This window comes from Burkholderia sp. WTPI3, assembly GCF_021483755.1.
Classification (GTDB): domain Bacteria; phylum Pseudomonadota; class Gammaproteobacteria; order Burkholderiales; family Burkholderiaceae; genus Burkholderia.
This window is the reverse complement of the sequence record NZ_JAGIXF010000103.1, coordinates 1-18,121: the sequence shown is the minus strand read 5'-3', so window position 1 is coordinate 18,121 and position 18,121 is coordinate 1. Positions and strand designations below refer to the sequence as shown.

At 66.7% G+C, this 18,121-nt stretch carries 18 protein-coding genes and 1 other RNA gene; 9 read left to right on the top strand and 10 right to left on the bottom strand.

The genetic code is table 11. From position 1 onward, the window contains the following. The first annotated feature begins 10 nt into the window (after positions 1–10). The 4 genes from ruvA (at position 11) to J7024_RS32205 (ending at position 4,001) form a co-directional block, all read left to right on the top strand. Positions 11–592, top strand: a complete 582-nt coding sequence (gene ruvA / locus J7024_RS32220) for a Holliday junction branch migration protein RuvA (protein ID WP_021162490.1) — start codon at positions 11–13, stop codon at positions 590–592. Between the two features lie 108 nt (positions 593–700). Next, positions 701–1,768, top strand: a complete 1,068-nt coding sequence (gene ruvB / locus J7024_RS32215; protein ID WP_124827120.1) for a Holliday junction branch migration DNA helicase RuvB — start codon at positions 701–703, stop codon at positions 1,766–1,768. Between the two features lie 22 nt (positions 1,769–1,790). Next, the gene (locus tag J7024_RS32210) at positions 1,791–2,741 is read left to right on the top strand and encodes an oxygenase MpaB family protein (protein ID WP_175760812.1); all 951 of its coding nucleotides are present in this window, start codon (positions 1,791–1,793) and stop codon (positions 2,739–2,741) included. Positions 2,742–2,879: 138 nt separating this feature from the next. Beyond that, positions 2,880–4,001 (top strand): ParB/Srx family N-terminal domain-containing protein, encoded by a 1,122-nt coding sequence (locus J7024_RS32205; protein WP_124827122.1) that lies wholly within the window; start codon positions 2,880–2,882, stop codon positions 3,999–4,001. A 51-nt stretch (positions 4,002–4,052) separates the two neighbouring features. Here J7024_RS32205 and J7024_RS32200 read toward each other — a convergent pair whose 3' ends face one another. The 3 genes from J7024_RS32200 to tyrS are packed head-to-tail and all read right to left on the bottom strand — an operon-like array spanning position 4,053 to position 6,435. Next, on the bottom strand, positions 4,053–4,715 hold the full coding sequence (locus J7024_RS32200) for a histidine phosphatase family protein (protein WP_124827123.1): 663 nt from the start codon (positions 4,713–4,715) through the stop codon (positions 4,053–4,055). Between the two features lie 23 nt (positions 4,716–4,738). Continuing rightward, complete coding sequence (dtd, locus tag J7024_RS32195; protein ID WP_096506374.1) at positions 4,739–5,197, bottom strand: D-aminoacyl-tRNA deacylase; 459 nt, start codon at positions 5,195–5,197, stop codon at positions 4,739–4,741. Further along, complete coding sequence (gene tyrS / locus J7024_RS32190; RefSeq protein ID WP_124827124.1) at positions 5,194–6,435, bottom strand: tyrosine--tRNA ligase; 1,242 nt, start codon at positions 6,433–6,435, stop codon at positions 5,194–5,196. Before tyrS ends, dtd begins: the two co-directional genes overlap by 4 nt. Positions 6,436–6,577: 142 nt before the next feature. Here tyrS and J7024_RS32185 point away from each other — a divergent pair, with 142 nt between their 5' ends. Then, the gene (locus J7024_RS32185) at positions 6,578–7,726 is read left to right on the top strand and encodes an anhydro-N-acetylmuramic acid kinase (protein ID WP_175760819.1); all 1,149 of its coding nucleotides are present in this window, start codon (positions 6,578–6,580) and stop codon (positions 7,724–7,726) included. A 98-nt stretch (positions 7,727–7,824) separates the two neighbouring features. Here J7024_RS32185 and erpA read toward each other — a convergent pair whose 3' ends face one another. The 3 genes from erpA to rplM all read right to left on the bottom strand — a co-directional run bounded on the left by erpA (position 7,825) and on the right by rplM (position 9,236). Then, the gene (gene erpA / locus J7024_RS32180) at positions 7,825–8,196 is read right to left on the bottom strand and encodes an iron-sulfur cluster insertion protein ErpA (protein ID WP_124827126.1); all 372 of its coding nucleotides are present in this window, start codon (positions 8,194–8,196) and stop codon (positions 7,825–7,827) included. A 207-nt stretch (positions 8,197–8,403) separates the two neighbouring features. Further along, positions 8,404–8,796, bottom strand: coding sequence for a 30S ribosomal protein S9 (rpsI, locus tag J7024_RS32175; protein WP_011883283.1), 393 nt, complete (start codon positions 8,794–8,796; stop codon positions 8,404–8,406). 11 nt (positions 8,797–8,807) lie between these two features. Further along, positions 8,808–9,236, bottom strand: coding sequence for a 50S ribosomal protein L13 (rplM, locus tag J7024_RS32170; RefSeq protein ID WP_009687896.1), 429 nt, complete (start codon positions 9,234–9,236; stop codon positions 8,808–8,810). Positions 9,237–9,551: 315 nt separating this feature from the next. On the opposite strand from rplM, the gene J7024_RS32165 reads away from it, so the two are divergent. Together J7024_RS32165 and J7024_RS32160 are read left to right on the top strand one after the other, a co-directional pair. Continuing rightward, positions 9,552–9,854: a DUF1090 family protein gene (locus J7024_RS32165; RefSeq protein ID WP_124827127.1), complete on the top strand. Its 303-nt coding sequence runs from the start codon at positions 9,552–9,554 to the stop codon at positions 9,852–9,854. A 432-nt stretch (positions 9,855–10,286) separates the two neighbouring features. Further along, the gene (locus J7024_RS32160; RefSeq protein WP_124827128.1) at positions 10,287–10,751 is read left to right on the top strand and encodes an OsmC family protein; all 465 of its coding nucleotides are present in this window, start codon (positions 10,287–10,289) and stop codon (positions 10,749–10,751) included. A 69-nt stretch (positions 10,752–10,820) separates the two neighbouring features. Here the strand turns inward: J7024_RS32160 and rnpB are convergent. From rnpB to pyrC, 3 genes are all read right to left on the bottom strand, one after another. Continuing rightward, positions 10,821–11,232: RNase P RNA component class A (gene rnpB / locus J7024_RS32155), an RNA gene on the bottom strand. Between the two features lie 12 nt (positions 11,233–11,244). Continuing rightward, positions 11,245–12,123, bottom strand: coding sequence for a DUF3025 domain-containing protein (locus J7024_RS32150; protein WP_124827129.1), 879 nt, complete (start codon positions 12,121–12,123; stop codon positions 11,245–11,247). Next, positions 12,120–13,184 carry a dihydroorotase gene (gene pyrC / locus J7024_RS32145; RefSeq protein ID WP_175760827.1) on the bottom strand — a complete coding sequence of 355 codons (1,065 nt, stop codon included), beginning with the start codon at positions 13,182–13,184 and terminating at the stop codon, positions 12,120–12,122. The genes J7024_RS32150 and pyrC overlap by 4 nt, the downstream gene beginning before the upstream one ends. Positions 13,185–13,388: 204 nt before the next feature. Between pyrC and J7024_RS32140 the strand changes: the two genes are divergently transcribed. Then, positions 13,389–14,303 (top strand): class II glutamine amidotransferase, encoded by a 915-nt coding sequence (locus tag J7024_RS32140; protein ID WP_175750749.1) that lies wholly within the window; start codon positions 13,389–13,391, stop codon positions 14,301–14,303. A 320-nt stretch (positions 14,304–14,623) separates the two neighbouring features. Here the strand turns inward: J7024_RS32140 and J7024_RS32135 are convergent, their stop codons facing one another. Continuing rightward, the gene (locus J7024_RS32135) at positions 14,624–14,890 is read right to left on the bottom strand and encodes a hypothetical protein (RefSeq protein WP_124827132.1); all 267 of its coding nucleotides are present in this window, start codon (positions 14,888–14,890) and stop codon (positions 14,624–14,626) included. A 46-nt stretch (positions 14,891–14,936) separates the two neighbouring features. Here J7024_RS32135 and J7024_RS32130 point away from each other — a divergent pair. Then, a partial coding sequence (locus tag J7024_RS32130) for an ESPR-type extended signal peptide-containing protein (protein WP_234745806.1) occupies positions 14,937–18,121 on the top strand: 3,185 nt, incomplete at its 3' end.

Here is an 18,121-nt window from a genome sequence, read left to right as displayed (position 1 = left end):
CCCGCCATCCATGATCGGTCGCATCGCCGGCATCCTGCTCGAAAAGAATCCGCCTCACCTGCTCGTCGACTGCAACGGCGTCGGCTACGAAATCGACGTGCCGATGAGCACCTTCTACAACCTGCCGCAAACGGGCGAGCGCGTCGTGCTGCTCACGCAGCAGATCGTGCGCGAGGACGCCCACCTGCTGTACGGCTTCCTGACGCCACAGGAGCGCACAACCTTCCGCGAACTGCTGAAGATCACCGGCATCGGCGCGCGCATGGCGCTCGCCGTGCTGTCAGGCATGAGCGTGCAGGAGCTCGCGCAGGCGGTGACGATGCAGGACGCCGCGCGCCTCACGCGCCTGCCCGGCATCGGCAAGAAGACCGCCGAGCGCCTGCTGCTCGAGCTGAAGGGCAAGCTCGGCGCCGACCTCGGTGCGCTTGCCGGCGCCGCGTCGCCGTCCGACCACGCGACCGACATCCTCAACGCGCTGCTCGCGCTCGGATACTCCGAAAAGGAAGGCCTCGCGGCGATCAAGAATGTCCCGGCCGGCACCGGCGTATCCGAAGGCATCAAGCTCGCGCTCAAGGCCCTGTCGAAGGCGTAACGGCCGCTCCAACGCGCTGTCCGGGCCAGTGTCGCGCCGCCGTGCGGTGCGCGCCAGTCTGCCGTTCGGCCAGTTCGGCCGGATGACGGTGCGCGGTACAATGGCCGCATGATTGAAACCGACAAACTCGCCACCGAGCGGATCATCGCCGCCACGCCCGCCTCGTCCCACGAGGAGGTGTTCGAACGCGCGCTGCGGCCGCGCCAGCTCGACGACTACGTCGGCCAGGAAAAGGTGCGCGGCCAGCTCGAGATCTTCATCGAAGCCGCGAAGCGCCGTTCCGAGCCGCTCGATCACGTGCTGCTGTTCGGGCCGCCGGGCCTCGGCAAGACCACGCTCGCACACATCATCGCGCGCGAGATGGGCGTGAACCTGCGCCAGACGTCGGGTCCCGTGCTCGAGCGCGCGGGCGACCTCGCCGCGCTGCTGACCAACCTCGAAGCGAACGACGTGTTGTTCATCGACGAAATCCACCGGCTGTCGCCGGTCGTCGAGGAAATCCTGTATCCGGCGCTCGAGGATTACCAGATCGACATCATGATCGGCGAAGGGCCGGCCGCCCGCAGCGTGAAGCTCGACCTGCAGCCGTTCACGCTCGTCGGCGCGACCACGCGCGCGGGGATGCTGACCAATCCGCTGCGCGACCGTTTCGGGATCGTCTCGCGCCTCGAGTTCTACGACGCCGATCAGCTGTCGCGCATCGTGCGACGCTCCGCGTCGCTGCTGAACGCGCAGATCGACCCGAACGGCGCGCTGGAGATCGCGAAGCGCTCGCGCGGCACGCCGCGGATCGCGAACCGGCTGCTGCGCCGCGTGCGCGACTATGCGGAAGTGAAGGCCGACGGCCAGATCACCGCCGCCGTCGCCGACGCCGCGCTCGCGATGCTCGACGTCGATCCGGTCGGCTTCGACCTGATGGACCGCAAGCTGCTCGAGGCGATCCTGCACAAGTTCGACGGCGGCCCGGTCGGCATCGACAACCTCGCCGCGGCGATCGGCGAAGAGCGCGACACGATCGAAGACGTGCTCGAACCGTACCTGATCCAGCAGGGGTTCCTGCAGCGCACGCCGCGCGGACGCATCGCGACGCTGCTCACCTACCGCCACTTCGGGCTTTCCGCGCCCGACGCCGGCAGCACCGAACGCGGAATGTGGGACGCGCCCGCCGGCAAGTAACCGGCAGCACGATCGTTCAGCCATGACCACGCCGCCCAGCCCTCACCCCGCCGCGCCCGCTCCGGGCCCGCGCTGGGTCGAACCGATCCGCAAGCGCGTCGCGGCCGGCATCACGCATCTGACCACCGGCAGCGGCCCGTCGCTCGATTATTCGTCGCCGCCGGGCGACCCGGGGCTGTTCGGCCCCGATGCCGTCTGCTGGCGCGTGCATGCGGATTTCGCGTCGATGATGACGGGCGGCGTCTCCGCGCTGCTGCTGCAAGCGCTCCACCCGCTCGCGCTCGCGGGCGTCTGGGATCACTCGTCGTTTCGCACCGACATCCTCGGCAGGCTGCGGCGCACCGCAACGTTCATTTCCGGCACCACGTTTGGCAGCCGCGCGGACGCGCTCGCGCTGATCGAGCGCGTGAAGGCGATTCACATGCGCGTGTCCGGCACTGCGCCCGACGGCCGCACGTACCGGGCCGACGATCCGGCGCTGCTCACGTGGGTCCACGTCGCCGAGGTGTCGAGCTTCCTCTCCGCGCACCTGCGCTATGTGAATCCAGCGCTGCCGGGCGAACTTCAGGATCGCTACTACGCGGAAACCGCGCAGATCGCCGAGCGGCTCGGCGCGCTGGCCGTGCCGCGCTCGTGCGCGGAAGTCGCCGCGTACCTCGAGCGCATGCAGCCCGAACTCGACGCGGGCCCGCGCACCTTTGAAGTCATGCGCATCCTGCTGAACGCCCCCGTCGCGAAGCCGGCGCTGCGGCCCGCCGCAACGCTGGTGATGCACGCCGGCATCGACCTGTTGCCGCCGTGGGCGCAACAGATGCTTGGCCTGTCGACGTTCGCGCCGCTGCGGCGTGTGCTGGTGCGGCCCGGCGTGCGGGCCGTCGCGCCGGTGCTGCGCTGGGCGCTCGTCAACGGCGTCTCGAAACGGGCGCGGCGCCGCGCAAGCGCCACGCCGCCCGGCGGCAACCAGCCCGGCTGACGATCCTTCCGATCATTTCAATTTGCTGTCAAATACTTGTGACAAGCTAACGGGCTCGCACCCGCGCACGGTCGCACGTTCAGCACGTCAATCGTCCGCGCGGCGTTTCGCCAACCCGACCGATTCCCGATGCCCGCGATGTCACGTCCGCCGATCCGTTTTGCCCTGGCCGCCAGCCTGTCTGCCCTTCTCGCGCTCGCCGCATGCGGAGGCGACGACGTCGCCGCCGTCGCGCATACGGACACCCAAACCCCGTCCGACGGCAACGCCGCGACGCCCACGCCGCCCGCCACCGTCACGCCGCAACCGGGCAAATGGAAAACTGCGCGCGCCGGCGACCTGGTCGACGTGACGCTCGGCGACCTGCACCCGACGCAAGGCGCGATCGGCTACGACCAGATCTACTACAAGCTCGGCCGCTACGAACTGCAGCCGGACAAGAAGTTCGACGATTTCTGCGCGGACGAAGGCCTCGGCGGCGTCGCATCGAGCGGCTACACGGCACAGTCGACGTTGCGCGACACGGCGAGCTACACGTGCACGACGACCGACGCGAACGCACGCGACCGCTCGGTGCTGAACCCGGTCGTGATCGGCCCGAACGGCGATACGCTGTACCTGACCGACGGCCATCACGGTCTGTCGACCTATTACGAGACGCCCGATGGCGGTGCTGCGCTGCATGTGCACGTCGTCGTGAAGGACAACCTGAGCGACTACTCGGGCGACGCGTTCTGGCAGCAGATGCAAAACCGCGGCTACGTGCGCCTGAAGAACGGCGAAGGCAAACCGATCACGACCGCGCAACTGCCGAGCGGCCTAGGCCTGAAGCTCGGGATGACGAACGACCGCTATCGTTCGCTCGTCTATTTCACGCGCGACATCGGCTACAGCAAGCCCGCGCAATCCACCGACTATCTCGAGTTCTACTGGGCCGACTGGCTGCGCGCGCAGCCGGGCACGTTCTCGCTCGCAAGCTACGAGGTGACGCGCGCGGGCACGACCGATCCCGATCCGGCCAAGGCCGACACCGGCTACCTGAACGCGGTCTGGAATGCCTCGACGCTCATGGTCGCGGCAACGGACCCGGTGATCGACGGCAAGACGGGCGCCGACCTCGGGCGCGCCGATGCAATCAACGGCGGGAAGAAATACAACAAGGGGGAGTTCGACAAGCTGCGCCAGCCGATCACGGCCGACAAGCCCGGCAAGATCGCGTACGCGCTCGACTACAAGGCGCGCCACGCGCTGCCGCAGTAAGCACTGCGAGGAAGTGGCCCCGGCCGGCTGCGCCGGGCGGGGCCGGTACGATCAAAGTACCTTGCGATACCCGTCGTCGTCGCTCTCGGTATCGAGATGCGACACGTCGGCCCACTGCACGACCTGCGCGCGGCCATCGACGTAATCGACGACGTTGATGCTCGTGTTCAGCAGCTGATAGCTGCGCGGCGCCGACAGGTCGAGACCGTTTGCAAAGCGGTACACGCAATCGAGCACGCCACCGTGCGCGACGCACGCGATCCGGCCGCCTGGATGCGCGGCGACGATCGGTTCGAGCGCATGCAGCACACGATGATAGAACTCGCGCTGCGACTCGCCGCCGTCGGGTGCGAAGCCCGGGTCGCGGGTCTGCCATGCGGCATAGGCATCCGGAAAGCGTGCCTCGATCTCGGTGCTGTCATGCCCCTGGAACGCGCCATACGCGCGTTCGCGCAGCCCTTCGCGCAATAGCAGCGGCAACCCGAGCGCATCGGCAAAGGGGTGCGCGGTCTGCTGCGCACGCATCAGGTCGCTCGAGTAAACCGCATCGAGCCGCAGGCCTTCGCGCGCTTCCCGCGCGAGCCGGGCGGCAAGCCGTTGCGCCTGGGCGAGCCCCGAGTCGGCCAGCGGAATGTCGATATGGCCCTGGATGCGCTTGATGCGGTTCCAGGCCGTCTCTCCGTGGCGAATGAACAGAATCTGCGTGGTGGCCATCGCGGCACGTCTCCGGGGAAGAATCAGGGCCGCACTTGCAGCCAGAACGTCACGGGGCCGTCGTTGACCAGCGACACCTGCATGTCGGCGCCGAACTCGCCCGTCTCGACGACCGGATGACGCGCACGCGCGGCCGCGACGAAATAGTCGAACAGGCGCGCGCCTTCGTCCGGCGGCGCGGCCGGCGTGAAGCTCGGCCGCAGCCCGCTGTTGGTATCGGCCGCGAGCGTGAACTGCGACACGAGCAGCAACCCGCCCGCATGGCCCGCGCCGTCGATGTTCGATACCGGAAGGTTCATCTTGCCGGCCGCGTCACTGAACACGCGGTAGCCAAGCAGCTTCGCGAGCAGCTTGTCGGCCGCGGCCTCGGTGTCGCCGCGCTCCGCGCAGACGAGCGCGAGCAGCCCCGCGCCGATCTCGCCCGTCGTGCGGTCGCCGACGCGCACGTCGGCGCGCTTCACGCGCTGGATCAGCGCGATCATGCGGTCAGCGTGACCCGTGCGAAGCGGCGCTTGCCGACCTGAACGACGAACTCGCCGGCCTCGACCTTCAGGCCCTTGTCGGACACGGTGGCACCGTCGATCTTCACGCCGCCCTGCTCGATGTTGCGCAGCGCTTCGCTGGTCGACGGCACGAGGCCGGCCTGCTTCAGCAACTGGCCGATCGCAAGCGGCGCGCCCGCGAGCGTGACCGACGGGATATCCTCCGGCACGCCGCCCTTCGCGCGGTGGTTGAAGTCCTCCAGCGCACGCTCGGCGTCGGACTGCGAATGGAAACGCGCGACGATTTCCTGCGCGAGCAGCACCTTGAAGTCGCGCGGGTTGCGGCCGCCCTCGATGTCGCGCTTGAAGCCGGCGATCTCGTCCAGGCTGCGGAACGACAGCAGCTCGAAGTAACGCCACATCAGCGTGTCCGAGATGCTCATCAGCTTGCCGAACATGTCGGTCGGCTTCTCGCTGATGCCGACGTAGTTGCCCTTCGACTTCGACATCTTCTCGACGCCGTCGAGGCCTTCGAGCAGCGGCATCGTCAGGATGCACTGCTGTTCCTGGCCGTACTGCTTCTGCAGTTCGCGGCCGACGAGCAGGTTGAACTTCTGGTCGGTGCCGCCGAGTTCGAGATCGGCGTTCAGCGCGACCGAGTCGTAACCCTGCATCAGCGGGTACAGGAATTCGTGGATCGAGATCGGCACGCCGCCCTGGAAGCGCTTCGTGAAGTCCTCGCGCTCGAGGATCCGCGCAACGGTGTAGCGCGACGCGAGCTTGATCATCCCGTCCGCGCCGAGCGGCATCGACCATTCGCTGTTGTAGCGGATCTCGGTCTTGTCACGGTCGAGTACGAGCGCGGCCTGTTCGAAATAGGTCTTCGCGTTCGATTCGATCTGCTCGCGCGTGAGCGGCGGGCGCGTCGCGTTGCGGCCGGACGGATCGCCGATCAGCGACGTGAAATCGCCGATCAGGAAGATCACGGTATGGCCGAGGTCCTGCAGCTGACGCATCTTGTTCAGCACGACCGTATGGCCGATGTGGATGTCCGGCGCGGTCGGATCGAGGCCGAGCTTGATACGAAGCGGCGTGCCGGTGGCCGCGCTGCGCGCGAGCTTCTGCGCGAACTCTTCCTCGATCAGCAGTTCGTCGACGCCGCGCTTCGTGACGGCGAGCGCATGCCGGACTTCGTCGGTGATCGGGAAAACAGGCTTGGAACTGGGTTCGGTGCTCATCGGTGCCAGGAAGAATGTCGCAAAAACAGGGATTTTCCCATAACTTGCGCGCGCATCGCTTAACGACGCATCAGGTTGCGCGGATAATCGGGCGCAAGGCGCGCGGCATAGGCCCGCGCCGCACGATCCAGGAGAACCCAACGTGCCGCAACGACATCCGCAACCCGCCCATCCTGCCGACGGCATCTATTTCGGGCTGATGTCGGGAACCAGCATGGACGGCGTCGACGGCGTCGCCGTGCGTTTCGAGACTGGCCGCGCGCCGGTCGTGCTCGCGGAAGCGTTCGTCGGCTTCGCGCAATCGCTGCGCGACGCGCTGTTCGCGCTGCAGCAGCCCGGCGACAACGAGATCGACCGCGAATCGGTCGCGGCGAACGCGCTCGTCGCACGCTACGCGGTGTGCTGCCACGAGCTGCAGCGCTCCGCCGGGCTGTCGCGCGACGAGATCCGCGCGATCGGCGTGCACGGCCAGACGGTGCGGCACCGGCCGGAGCGCGGCTACACGCGCCAGCTCAACAATCCGGCACTGCTCGCGGAGCTCACCCATATCGACGTGATCGCCGATTTCCGCAGCCGCGACGTAGCCGCCGGCGGCCATGGCGCACCGCTCGCCCCCGCGTTCCACGCGACGGTGTTCGGCGCGCCGGGCGAGACGCGGGTCGTCTGCAACCTGGGCGGCATCAGCAACATCACGATCCTGCCCGGCGAAGGCGGCGACGTGCGTGGCTTCGACTGCGGGCCCGCCAATGCGCTGATCGATGCGTGGGCAACCCGTCACCTCGGCAAGGCGTACGACGACGGCGGCAAGTTCGCCGCGCGCGGCACCGTGCATGCGCCGCTGCTCGACGCGCTGCTCGACGAGCCGTACTTCAGCGCACCGCCGCCGAAGAGCACCGGGCGCGACCTGTTCAACCCCGCGTGGCTGGACGCGAAGCTCGCCGGTTTTGCGCAGGTTGCGCCGGAGGATGTGCAGGCGACACTGACGGCGCTCACCGCCGTCTCGGTCGCACACGAGATCGCACAGCACGCGGCAGGCTGCAAGGCCGTGTTCGTGTGCGGCGGCGGCGCCCGTAATCCGGTGCTGCTCGCGGCGCTCAGGGATGCGCTGCAGAAAGCCGGCGTACCGGCGACCGTCGACACGACGGCCGCGCTCGGCGTGCCGCCGCAACAGGTCGAGGCGCTCGCGTTCGCGTGGCTAGGGTACCGCTTCATCGCGCGCCAGCCCGGCAATCTCGCGAGCGTGACCGGTGCCGCCGGCGAACGCGTGCTCGGCGCGCTGTATCCGCGCTGACGCGCATCTCGCGCGGTTATCCCGCGGACAGGCGAAAAAAACGGGGCATCAAGCCCCGTTTTTCATTCCGGTGAAACCGGACAGGATCCGTCGTGCGCTCAGACCGAGAACGACGAGCCGCACCCGCAGGTGGTCGTGGCGTTCGGGTTCTTGATCACGAACTGCGCGCCGTTGATGTCGTCCTTGTAGTCGATCTCGGCGCCGACCAGGTACTGGTAGCTCATCGAGTCGATCAGGAGCTGGACACCGTTCTTGTTCATCACGGTATCGTCCTCGTTGACTTCCTCGTCGAACGTGAAGCCATACTGGAAACCCGAGCAGCCGCCGCCCTGCACGAACACGCGCAGCTTCAGGTCGGGATTGCCCTCTTCGTCGATCAGTTGCTTGACCTTGTCGGCCGCGGCGTCGGTAAAGACGAACGGTACCGGCATTTCGGCGGTCGTTGCTGCGGATTCGGTAACAGCGTTCATGCGAACTCTCCAAAAAGCTTTAGCCGCTATTGTAGGGCCGATCAGAAGATCGTGCTGATGTCCATGAAATCAATAGGTTCTTGTTGATTTCAATCCGGGGCGCCGCCCATGGCTCGCCGCCGCGCGGACATAAAAAAACCGCCAGTGCGAAAACTGGCGGTTTTTTCGGCGAACACCGCCCGAAAGCGGCGCGGCCAGGAAGCGAAATTAACGCTTCGAGAACTGCTTTGCGCGACGTGCCTTGCGCAGACCAACCTTCTTACGCTCGACTTCACGTGCATCGCGCGTGACGAAGCCTGCGTTCGACAGCGACGGCTTCAGCGTTGCGTCGTAGTCGATCAGCGCGCGGGTGATGCCGTGACGCACTGCGCCTGCCTGACCCGTTTCGCCGCCGCCGTTGACGTTGACCTTGATGTCGAACGTCTGGCCGTGGTTCGTGAGTTCCAGCGGTTGACGCACGATCATCAGCGACGTTTCGCGCGAGAAGTAGTCAGCGATGGGCTTGCCGTTGACGATGATGTCGCCCTTGCCAGCCTTGATGAAGACACGTGCGACTGCGCTCTTGCGGCGGCCCGTACCGTAGTTCCAGTTACCGATCATGTGGGCTCCCCTTAGATCTCGAGCGCCTTCGGCTGTTGAGCCGAGTGCGGATGCGTCGCTTCAGCGTAGACCTTCAGCTTCTTGATCATCGCGTAGCCGAGCGGGCCCTTCGGCAGCATGCCCTTGACCGCTTTCTCGAGCGCACGGCCCGGGAAGCGTTCCTGCATCTTGCCGAACGTCGTTTCATAGATACCGCCCGGGTAGCCCGAGTGACGGTAGTACTTCTTGTCCAGAGTCTTGTTGCCCGTGACCTTCAACTTGCTTGCGTTGATGATGATGATGAAATCACCAGTGTCGACGTGCGGGGTGAACTCAGGCTTGTGCTTGCCGCGCAGACGGCGTGCCACTTCGCTGGCAACACGGCCGAGAACCTTATCCGTCGCGTCAATCACGTACCATTCACGCGTCACCTCATGGGCTTTTGCGGAAAACGTCTTCATGATCGATCCAAAAAAAATGCTTTGCCCGATGTGTTCTTCCTGCTTGTCTGTGTGCGCTTCGAGGCGCGGTGCAGGCTCTCCCTGTTCTTTTTCCGTGGGCATGAATGCGGAAAAGCCCTGAATTATAAAGGAAATACCGCAGCGCGGTCAAAGAGAATCCACGCCCCGTGCCGAGCGGGCGCGAAATGGGCCAGAATTCGATCGTGCCCCGACAAGCCTGGCGAACCGAGCGCCCGGCGGCGGCACCCGTCGACGCGTGGCGCCGGACCTTGTCGCGCGAGGCCGGTCGACTCAGGAAAACAACAAACAAACACGATGAAACAACGACTTACGCCCTTTCTCGCGGCCGCGTTGCTGGCCGCCGCAGCGCCCGCCGTCGCCGCCCGCACTGGTTGCGAGGCCAAGCTCGACGCACTCGATGCGCGCATCGCCGATGCCCGCGGCGCCCATGCCGAAGATCGCATTGCCCGCCTGCGCGCGGTCCGCGAACGCGTGCGCCATTTCTGCGCGCGCGGCCACGGCCATGCGTCCGCCGCACACGCCCCCGCGCCGGCCGCCCGTTCCGCACCCGCATCGCCCGACGCGGCCTCGCAGACCACCGCACGACAACCCGCGTAATCGGTTCAAAGCGTGGTTTCGGCGCGCGCAAACTGCGCGCCGATCTTTGCACGGGACGAAAAAAAGCCCGAACGGCTGGTTCGGGCTTAATCCACCTTTGGAGGAGGGTGGAGGAGACATGCGGAAGTTGCCGCAGCGCGACAACCAATGAGGCTCATTATACGAATGCGCGGCTGACTTCACAAGAAAATTTGCATTACGAAATCGAACACCATAATGCGGAATTTCCGGAAATCTTCGAGCCAATCAATTTTTTTCTTTAAAATCAATCTACTCGGCGATTCACGCCTGGTCGGGAATCGGTCCAATCTAGAGCAAAACCCCTAAAAAAGCAGGGAAATCGCCGCTCGGCGCCGCGCCGCGCGCCGCATCCGCCGGTGCGGCGTTTCGCGTCGTGCAGCGCATCAGCCGACCGTTGCGCAGCGGGCTACAATGCCGGATCGAATCCGAATCAGGCAACGCTGGAGTGCAAGCATGGAATGCAAAGTAAGCTGGATGGGTCAGGATGGCATGGCGTTTTCGGCGCAGACCGGAAGCGGCCACCTCGTCGCGATGGACGGTGCACCGGAAGGCGGTGGCCATAACCTCGCGCCGCGCCCGATGGAAATGGTGCTGGTCGGCACCGGCGGCTGTACCGCGTACGACGTCGTGCTGATCCTGAAGAAAAGCCGCCAGGAAGTGACCGGCTGCTCGGTCACGCTGAAGGCCGAGCGCGCGAGCGAAGATCCGAAGGTGTTCACGAAGGTGCACTTCCACTTCACCGTCACGGGCCGCAACCTGAACCCGGCCACGGTCGAGCGCGCGATCAACCTGTCGCACGACAAGTACTGCTCCGCGTCGATCATGATCGCGAAGACGGCCGAACTCACGCATTCGTTCGACATCGTCGCGAGCTGAACGCCCGGCGCGCGAACCTGAAAAAAAGGCCGGCGCTCCTCGCGGAGCGCCGGCCTTTTCGTATTCGAGCGGCAAAGCAGGCCGATAAGCCGGATTCTGTGCACGCTGCGCGCCGAAGCGCGCAACGCGTGGCAGCCATTCCTCTAGGCGCGCCATTGCTGACGCGCTCAAGCTTCCTACCCGCAGACGAGACGGGGGCCCCGTCCTGCATCCGAAAATGCGCGCCTGCCTACTTGGAATTGCTCCGGGTGGAGGTTACCGTGCCGGCGAACGTCGCCGTCGCCGCGGTGCGCTCTTACCGCACCGTTTCACCCTTACCTGATCCCGGCTTGCGCCGGGCCATCGGCGGTTTGCTTTCTGTTGCCCTGTTCCGCGTGTCGCCACGGATGGCCGTTAGCCATCACCCTGCCCTGTGGAGTCCGGACTTTCCTCGCCCCCGCCTGCCCGAAGGCGGCGAGGCCGCGACTGCCTGGCCTGCTTTGCGGTGCGCATTCTAGCACTGCGCGCCGCCGCCGGCGGCGCGCGAACGACGGCCACTGCGAAAAACGGCCGGATCGTCGTAGAACGCGGGCGCGGCATTCGCGTCGCACCAGCCCGGCACGCCGAGCACTGGAAGCGGCGAAAAATCGCGGCTCGTCAGGTTGCGGGTCGCAAGTTCGCCGGCAAGGCGCGCATCGACATGCACGGCGCGCGCGGCGTCGGACCACGAAAAATAGTCCGCGCACACTTCGATGATCCACGTGTGCGCGGTACAGGATTTGTAAGGCGCGACGAGCTGCTCGAGCAGCGCATGGCCGAGGAGCCGCGTCTCGCAGCGCGCGCCCCACGCATCACGCGGCCCGATCAGCAAGCGCTGCCAGTCGAACCCGCGCAACGCGTCGGCGAGCGTCGGGTCGGCCGTCACGAACACGGCGGCGTTCTCGTCGAACAGCGTGAGCGCATCGCGCAACGTGCCGCGCACGGGGCCGACGCCGCCCGCCGCGTCGATCGCCGCGGCCTGGCGCGCATTCAGCGCGGCCTTGGTGCGCGGATATGCGAACCAGACGAGCGCATTGAAGAAGTCGTGAAGATTGTGACGGGTGGGCACACCGCCGGTGTCGGCGATATGGATTTCGTATGCGACGTCGGGCGGCAGTTCGCCTTGCGGCACGAAGCGCAGTGGCCTGCCGCGGCCGCTCGCGCGATCGCCTTCGCGCAACGCGCCGTTCAGCGCATCGAGCAGCGCGGCCTCGCCCTCAAGCGCGGCCGCCTGCAGCGTGCGGCCGGGCTCCGCGTAATGCGCGAGCCACGGCGCGGACCAGTCGATCCGCGCCCAATCCGCCGCCCCGACGCCGGCCGTCAGGCCGGCCCCGCGCGGCGGCGCGCCGCTCACGCAAACTTCCAGCCGATCGTTTCGCCGGCGCGCAGCGGCACGACCGGCGTATCGCCCGCGAACACCTCGCGCGGCAGTTCCCAGCTCTCGCGGCGCAGCGTGATCGACTCGGTACTGTGCGGCAGCCCGTAGAAATCGGCGCCGAAGCGGCTCGCGAAATTTTCCAGCTTGTCGAGCGCGCCGGCCTGGTCGAACGCTTCCGCATACAGCTCGAGCGCGTGCAGCGCCGTGTAACAGCCAGCGCAGCCGCACGCGGTTTCCTTCGCGTCGCGCGCATGCGGCGCGCTGTCGGTGCCGAGGAAGAAGCGCGGGTTGCCCGACGTTGCGGCTTCGACGAGCGCGACGCGATGCGTCTCGCGCTTGAGCACCGGCAGGCAGTAATAATGCGGACGAATCCCGCCGACGAACAGCGCATTGCGGCTGTACAGCATGTGCTGCGGCGTGATCGTCGCGCCGAGCAGGCCCGGCGCCGCATCGGCGTCGCGCACGTAGTCGGCCGCGTCCTTCGTCGTGATGTGTTCGAACACCACCTTCAGCCCGGGGAAATCGCGGCGCAGCGGCGTCATCACGCGGTCGATGAACACCTTCTCGCGATCGAACATGTCGATCGCCGGATCGGTCACCTCGCCGTGCACGAGCAGCGGCATGCCGGTTTCCTGCATGACTTCGAGCGTCTTCGCGCACTTTGCGAGATCGCTGACGCCGTGATCCGAGTTCGTCGTCGCACCGGCCGGATACAGCTTCACGCCGTGCACGAAGCCGCTGTCGCGCGCGCGGCGAATTTCGTCGGGCGCCGTGTTGTCGGTCAGGTACAGCGTCATCAGCGGCTCGAACGCCATGCCCGCCGGCAGCGCGGCCAGAATCCGCTCGCGATACGCATGCGCGTGCTCGGTGGTCGTGACGGGTGGCTTCAGGTTCGGCATGACGATCGCACGGGCGAACTGGCGGGCGGTGTGCGGCAGCACCGCGGCCAGCATGTCGCCGTCGCGCAGGTGCAGGTGCAGGTCGTCGGGACGGGCAAGCGTAAGCGTCGCCGGGGAGGAAGCGTTCGAGGCAGTCATAGGAGGCGTCGTGAGGAACGGGCTGGCCATCTGCGGGGCCGGAACGCGCGTGCGCGGGCCGACTGACGGCAAACCGCAACACGAGGCCTTCGGCCGGCGGAATCCGCTTTTTACCGCTCCAGGCTCGGTGATATGCTAGAACCCGCATTGTACCGGGGTTCACCCGGTTCGTTACCCCGCTTCAGCCTCCCGCCCCCAAGTAAAATGTGCCAACTGCTAGGAATGAACTGCGCCGCACCGACGGACGTCACATTCTCCTTCACAGGTTTCGCAGCCCGGGGCGGGCTCACCGATCACCATGCCGACGGCTGGGGAATCGCCTTCTTCGAGGACAAGGCCTGCCGCCTGTTCATCGACCAGCAGGCCTCGGCCACGTCGCCGATCGCCGAAATGGTGAAGCGCTACCCGATCAAGTCCAAGAACACGATCGCGCACATCCGCAAGGCCACGCAGGGCCACATCCTGCTCGAGAACAGCCACCCGTTCATGCGCGAGCTGTGGGGGCGGCACTGGATCTTCGCGCATAACGGCGATCTGCAGGACTACGAACCCGACCTCGACGGCAGCGTCTACCATCCGGTCGGCACGACCGACAGCGAAAAGGCGTTCTGCGTGCTGATGCAGGGGCTGCGCGAAGCATTCCCCGGCGCGCAGCCGCCGTTGCCGGAGCTGTTCGAGCGCGTGGGCGAACTGACGCGCGGCATCACCGATCACGGTGTGTTCAACTTCCTGATGTCGAATGGCCAGGCGCTCTTCGCGCACTGCTCGACGCGACTGCACTACCTCGTGCGCCGCTGGCCGTTCTCGACCGCGCACCTGGTCGACGAAGACCTGTCGATCGACTTCGCCAAATACACGACGCCCGAGGATCGCGTCGCGGTGATCGCCACGCAGCCGCTGACCGACAACGAGATCTGGACGTCGTTCGAGCCGGGCGAGCTGATCATGTTCCAGTGCGGCGACGTCGCCGCGCGGATGCAGATTCCGGTGCCCGAGCGCGTGCTCGAGAAGCTTCGCAATCCGGCGCTCGACGCGTCGGCGTCCGCACCATGCATGGCGCGTCGCGAAGCGCTCGCGGCCGGTGCCGCGGACGACGCTGACGACTCGATCGATTTCTGAGCGGCGCGCTCGCGCCCCTCCCTGCTTCCTTTCCCGACGCCGCGCGACGCGCCGGTCGCGCGCGCGGTTTTCCGCGTATCGCATCCGCCAACCCGCGCCGCCCCGAAAAATCGCGCCGCCCGCCCCCGTCCTTTTCGGCTTTCGTGTCATCCAAACCACAAACCGGCTCGCCGAATCGGCCTTGCACAACATTCACTTGATTTAATTAATTTTCAAGCGAAAATAATCCATATGCGAAACAAACAAAACCCCATAATTTCACTCATATAATCCGGGAAGCCTAGTTTAACGCATAAATTTTTCGCGATCGGTGCGTCAGATCACCGATCCGGCCATCGGCAAGCAACTTGTCGAAAATACCGCAAACCCTTACCCATCAATGCTTTCAGTTCGATTAACCACATAATAAAAAAATACACATCGAAATCGACATTATCGCCACATCCCTTATTTTTTTGACAATCACCCGCCATTCCGATTAGTAGACTCCGTCCATCCTCGGCGTAACGGATCACGACTGGCGCGAAATCGGCAATGGCCACCGCAGCCCGTCCGGGCCATTTTTCGACCGCGGAATGCGCTTTCACCGCAGCGCGGTGAATATCACTTCAAAAAAAGAAAGAGGGGTATGTCGTGAATCACTCATTTCGATCGATATGGAGCGAAACCGCCGGCTGCTGGATTGCGGTTGGGGAAACCGCACGGGCGCGCGGCAAGCGTTCGGGCAGCACATCCGGCGCATGTCGCGGCGCCGGCCGCGCGGCGCTCCACCGCTCGCCGCTGCGCCTGGCCGCGCTCGGGGCCGCGCTGGCTGCACTGTCGGCAGGCTCCGCGTACGCGTCGACCTGCGGCGACAATTCGGCGGTCGCAAGCGGCGGCAGTTGCGCACTCGGCAGCTTCAGCCCGACCGTGAACAGCAACCTGGTCGGCGCCACGACGGTGTCGGGCGGCGATACCGTCGGCGTGACGGGTGCCTGGACGGGCACCGGCGGCGACCCGGGCTATACGCTCGCGCCGCTCGGCAGCACGTCGATGGTGTCGGGCGCCCCGAACCAGGCACTGCTGTCGCTCGGCGGCAAGACGCAGAGCATCAGCACGCCCGACTCGATCACGGGCACCCATACGTCGGTCGCGACCTACGACTCGTCCGCGTTCACCGCGTCGACGGTCGGCTCCACCAACGTGCCCGTCTACCACGACGTGAACGGCAACCAGTACGTGAACACGCGCATCGGCACCGTCGAGAGCTCCGGCGGCACGCTGAACGTATCGATCGGCAATCCGGCGAACGCGCCCGACGCGCCCGGCAACGCGATCTCGATCGCGCCGAAGCAGACGGACCTGACCTTCGCGGACGGCACCGGCTCGGCACCCAGCGTCGTCAACTGGAACTCGCGCAACCAGATCTGGATGGGCACCGGCGACTATCTCGCGAGCGGCGGCCCCGTCGGCAACCTGCAGCTCGACGTGCCGGCCTATGCAGGCACCTTCACCGCGTTCGACGGCAGCACGTGGACCGTCACCGACGCCGCATCGCTCGCCGCGTACAACAACTTCCTCGTACGCTCGGTCCAGAGCGGCGCGCTCGGCTCGCAGACCGCCTACGACACCGCGTTCGGCCAGGCCGTCACGTTCACGCAGGAAACTTTCCAGTACGCGAACAACGTATCGGCCGGCGACGAGAACGCGCTTCCGATCGATCACCTGTCGGTGATGCACGGCACCGGCGCGAACGCGACGCTGCATATCGACAAGGACGGCCAGATCGACTTCCGCGGCACCAACACGATCGCATCCAGTTCGGCCGTCCTCGCGGAAAACGGTGCACACTTCATCAACGACGGCCGCCTGTCGGGCGACTTCACGCTGGTGCGCCTGCTGAGCGGCGCGAGCGGCGTCAACAACGGCGTGATTTCGTCCGGATACGCGTCGGGCGACAACGTCGACACCGGCAGCAGCACACCGCCCGACAACTTCGGCTTCCATGCGTACACGGAAGGCAACGGTGTGTACGCGAGCGGCGCGGGCACCACGTTCGTGAACAACGGCGTGATGAACGTCGGCGCGTGGACGCTCGACGGCAACCAGCCGGACCTGCAGAACTACGCGGTGGCCGTGACGAGCGGCGCGAGCGCATCGAACGCGGGCACGATCAACGTCGGCGTCAACGCGACGACGCTCGACAGCCAGGTGATCGGCGGCTTCGCGGCCGGCGGCAACTTCACGAACGAGGCCGGCGGCACGATCTACCTCGGTCGCGCGGCCCAGTACGATCCCGCCGCCGCCGCGAGTGACGTCGCGCTGTCCGCGCACGGATACGGCATCCTGCTCGGCGCATCGGGCACCGCGAGCAACCTCGGCACGATCGTCATCGGCTCGCAAACGCAAAACGGCGCGGGAATGGCGAGCATCGGCTCGTCGTCGGGCACGCTGCTCAACGCGGGCTCGATCGCCGTGAACGGCGCGGCGACCGGCACGCCGCTCGCGAACGCCGGCATGCTCGCGGCGAACACCGCGGCGACCGTGACGAACACCGGCACGATTACGCTGAGCGGCGTCAACGGCATCGGCATCATGGTGGTCGGCACCGGCACGACCGCGACGGCAGCGACGTCGACCGGCACGATCAACGTCGCCGGCGCGCTCGACCCGGCATCGGACATGCGCAACTACGGCGTGTGGGCCGAAGGGCCGCTCGCCAAGGCCACGCTCGACGGCACACTCAACCTGACGGGGAACGGCGCGATCGGCGTCCATGCGCGCTCGGGCGCGACGATCGACGTCGGCGCGAACGCGGTGCCCCATTTCATGTCCGGCACGAACCAGATCGGCTTCTACGCGTATGGCGCTGGCTCGAACATCAACGTCGCCGCGCAGCGCCTGAGCGTCGATACCGACGACTCGACGCTGTTCCGGATCGCGGGCGGCGCCGCCTATACGGGCTCGTCGACAGCCGGCACGCTGACGACAGACGTGAACGGCCAGCGCGCACGCGGCGTACTGGCGACGGGCGCCGGCACCACGCTCGCGACCGGCGACGCCGTCTACAACGTCAACGGCGCGAACGGCATCGCGGTGTCGCTCGAAGGCGGCGCGCGGGGCACGATCGACGCGGGCGCGACGATCAACCTGAATGCGGGCGGCGCGATCGCGGGCGTCGTCGACGGCCAGGCGCACGACCTCACCGGCGCGAACGTCGACGCGCCCGTGGCGACGATGCTGACCAACGATGCGGCGGTCACGTCGTCGACGGCCGGCGTGACGGGCTTCGTCGCGCAGAATCTCGGCACGCTCGAAAACCGCAACACGGTACTGTTGACCGGCGCCGGATCGACGGGCGTCGTGGTCGGCGCGCTCGGCACGGTGAACAACGGATCGACGATTCGCGTATCGGACGGCACCGGCGCGCTTGTGCAGGGTGCGTCGGCGACGCTGATCAACGCGGGCACGATCGAAGCGGACGACGGCGTCGCGGGCGTGCACCTGACCGGCGCGGGCGCATCGGTCGCGCTGTCGGGCGCGGGCACCGTCGTCGCGAACGGCAGCGCCGACGGCGTGCTGATCGACTCGAGCGTGTCGGATGGCGGAATCGCGGCCGGCGCGACGTCGATCGCGGTCGGCGGCTCCGGCACGGGCATCGACAACCTCGGCACCCATTCGACGATCGTGTTGTCGGGTACGCAGATCGGCACGACCGGCAACGGCGCCGACGGGCTGTCGTCGACCGGCGCGGGCGCGCGCATCGCGACCGATGCGGCGACCGTCATCCGCACCGCCGGCGAAGACGCGCGCGGCGTCTTCGTGTCCGGCGCGGATTC

What these genes read in the sequence shown, in the direction of transcription:
- ruvA (WP_021162490.1), top strand. Translation starts at nt 11, where the DNA reads ATGATCGGTCGCATCGCCGGCATCCTGCTCGAAAAGAATCCGCCTCAC.
- ruvB (WP_124827120.1), top strand. Translation starts at nt 701, where the DNA reads ATGATTGAAACCGACAAACTCGCCACCGAGCGGATCATCGCCGCCACG.
- J7024_RS32210 (WP_175760812.1), top strand. Translation starts at nt 1,791, where the DNA reads ATGACCACGCCGCCCAGCCCTCACCCCGCCGCGCCCGCTCCGGGCCCG.
- J7024_RS32205 (WP_124827122.1), top strand. Translation starts at nt 2,880, where the DNA reads ATGTCACGTCCGCCGATCCGTTTTGCCCTGGCCGCCAGCCTGTCTGCC.
- J7024_RS32200 (WP_124827123.1), bottom strand. Translation starts at nt 4,715, where the DNA reads ATGGCCACCACGCAGATTCTGTTCATTCGCCACGGAGAGACGGCCTGG.
- dtd (WP_096506374.1), bottom strand. Translation starts at nt 5,197, where the DNA reads ATGATCGCGCTGATCCAGCGCGTGAAGCGCGCCGACGTGCGCGTCGGC.
- tyrS (WP_124827124.1), bottom strand. Translation starts at nt 6,435, where the DNA reads ATGAGCACCGAACCCAGTTCCAAGCCTGTTTTCCCGATCACCGACGAA.
- erpA (WP_124827126.1), bottom strand. Translation starts at nt 8,196, where the DNA reads ATGAACGCTGTTACCGAATCCGCAGCAACGACCGCCGAAATGCCGGTA.
- rpsI (WP_011883283.1), bottom strand. Translation starts at nt 8,796, where the DNA reads ATGATCGGTAACTGGAACTACGGTACGGGCCGCCGCAAGAGCGCAGTC.
- rplM (WP_009687896.1), bottom strand. Translation starts at nt 9,236, where the DNA reads ATGAAGACGTTTTCCGCAAAAGCCCATGAGGTGACGCGTGAATGGTAC.
- J7024_RS32165 (WP_124827127.1), top strand. Translation starts at nt 9,552, where the DNA reads ATGAAACAACGACTTACGCCCTTTCTCGCGGCCGCGTTGCTGGCCGCC.
- J7024_RS32160 (WP_124827128.1), top strand. Translation starts at nt 10,287, where the DNA reads ATGCCGGATCGAATCCGAATCAGGCAACGCTGGAGTGCAAGCATGGAA.
- pyrC (WP_175760827.1), bottom strand. Translation starts at nt 13,184, where the DNA reads ATGACTGCCTCGAACGCTTCCTCCCCGGCGACGCTTACGCTTGCCCGT.
- J7024_RS32140 (WP_175750749.1), top strand. Translation starts at nt 13,389, where the DNA reads ATGTGCCAACTGCTAGGAATGAACTGCGCCGCACCGACGGACGTCACA.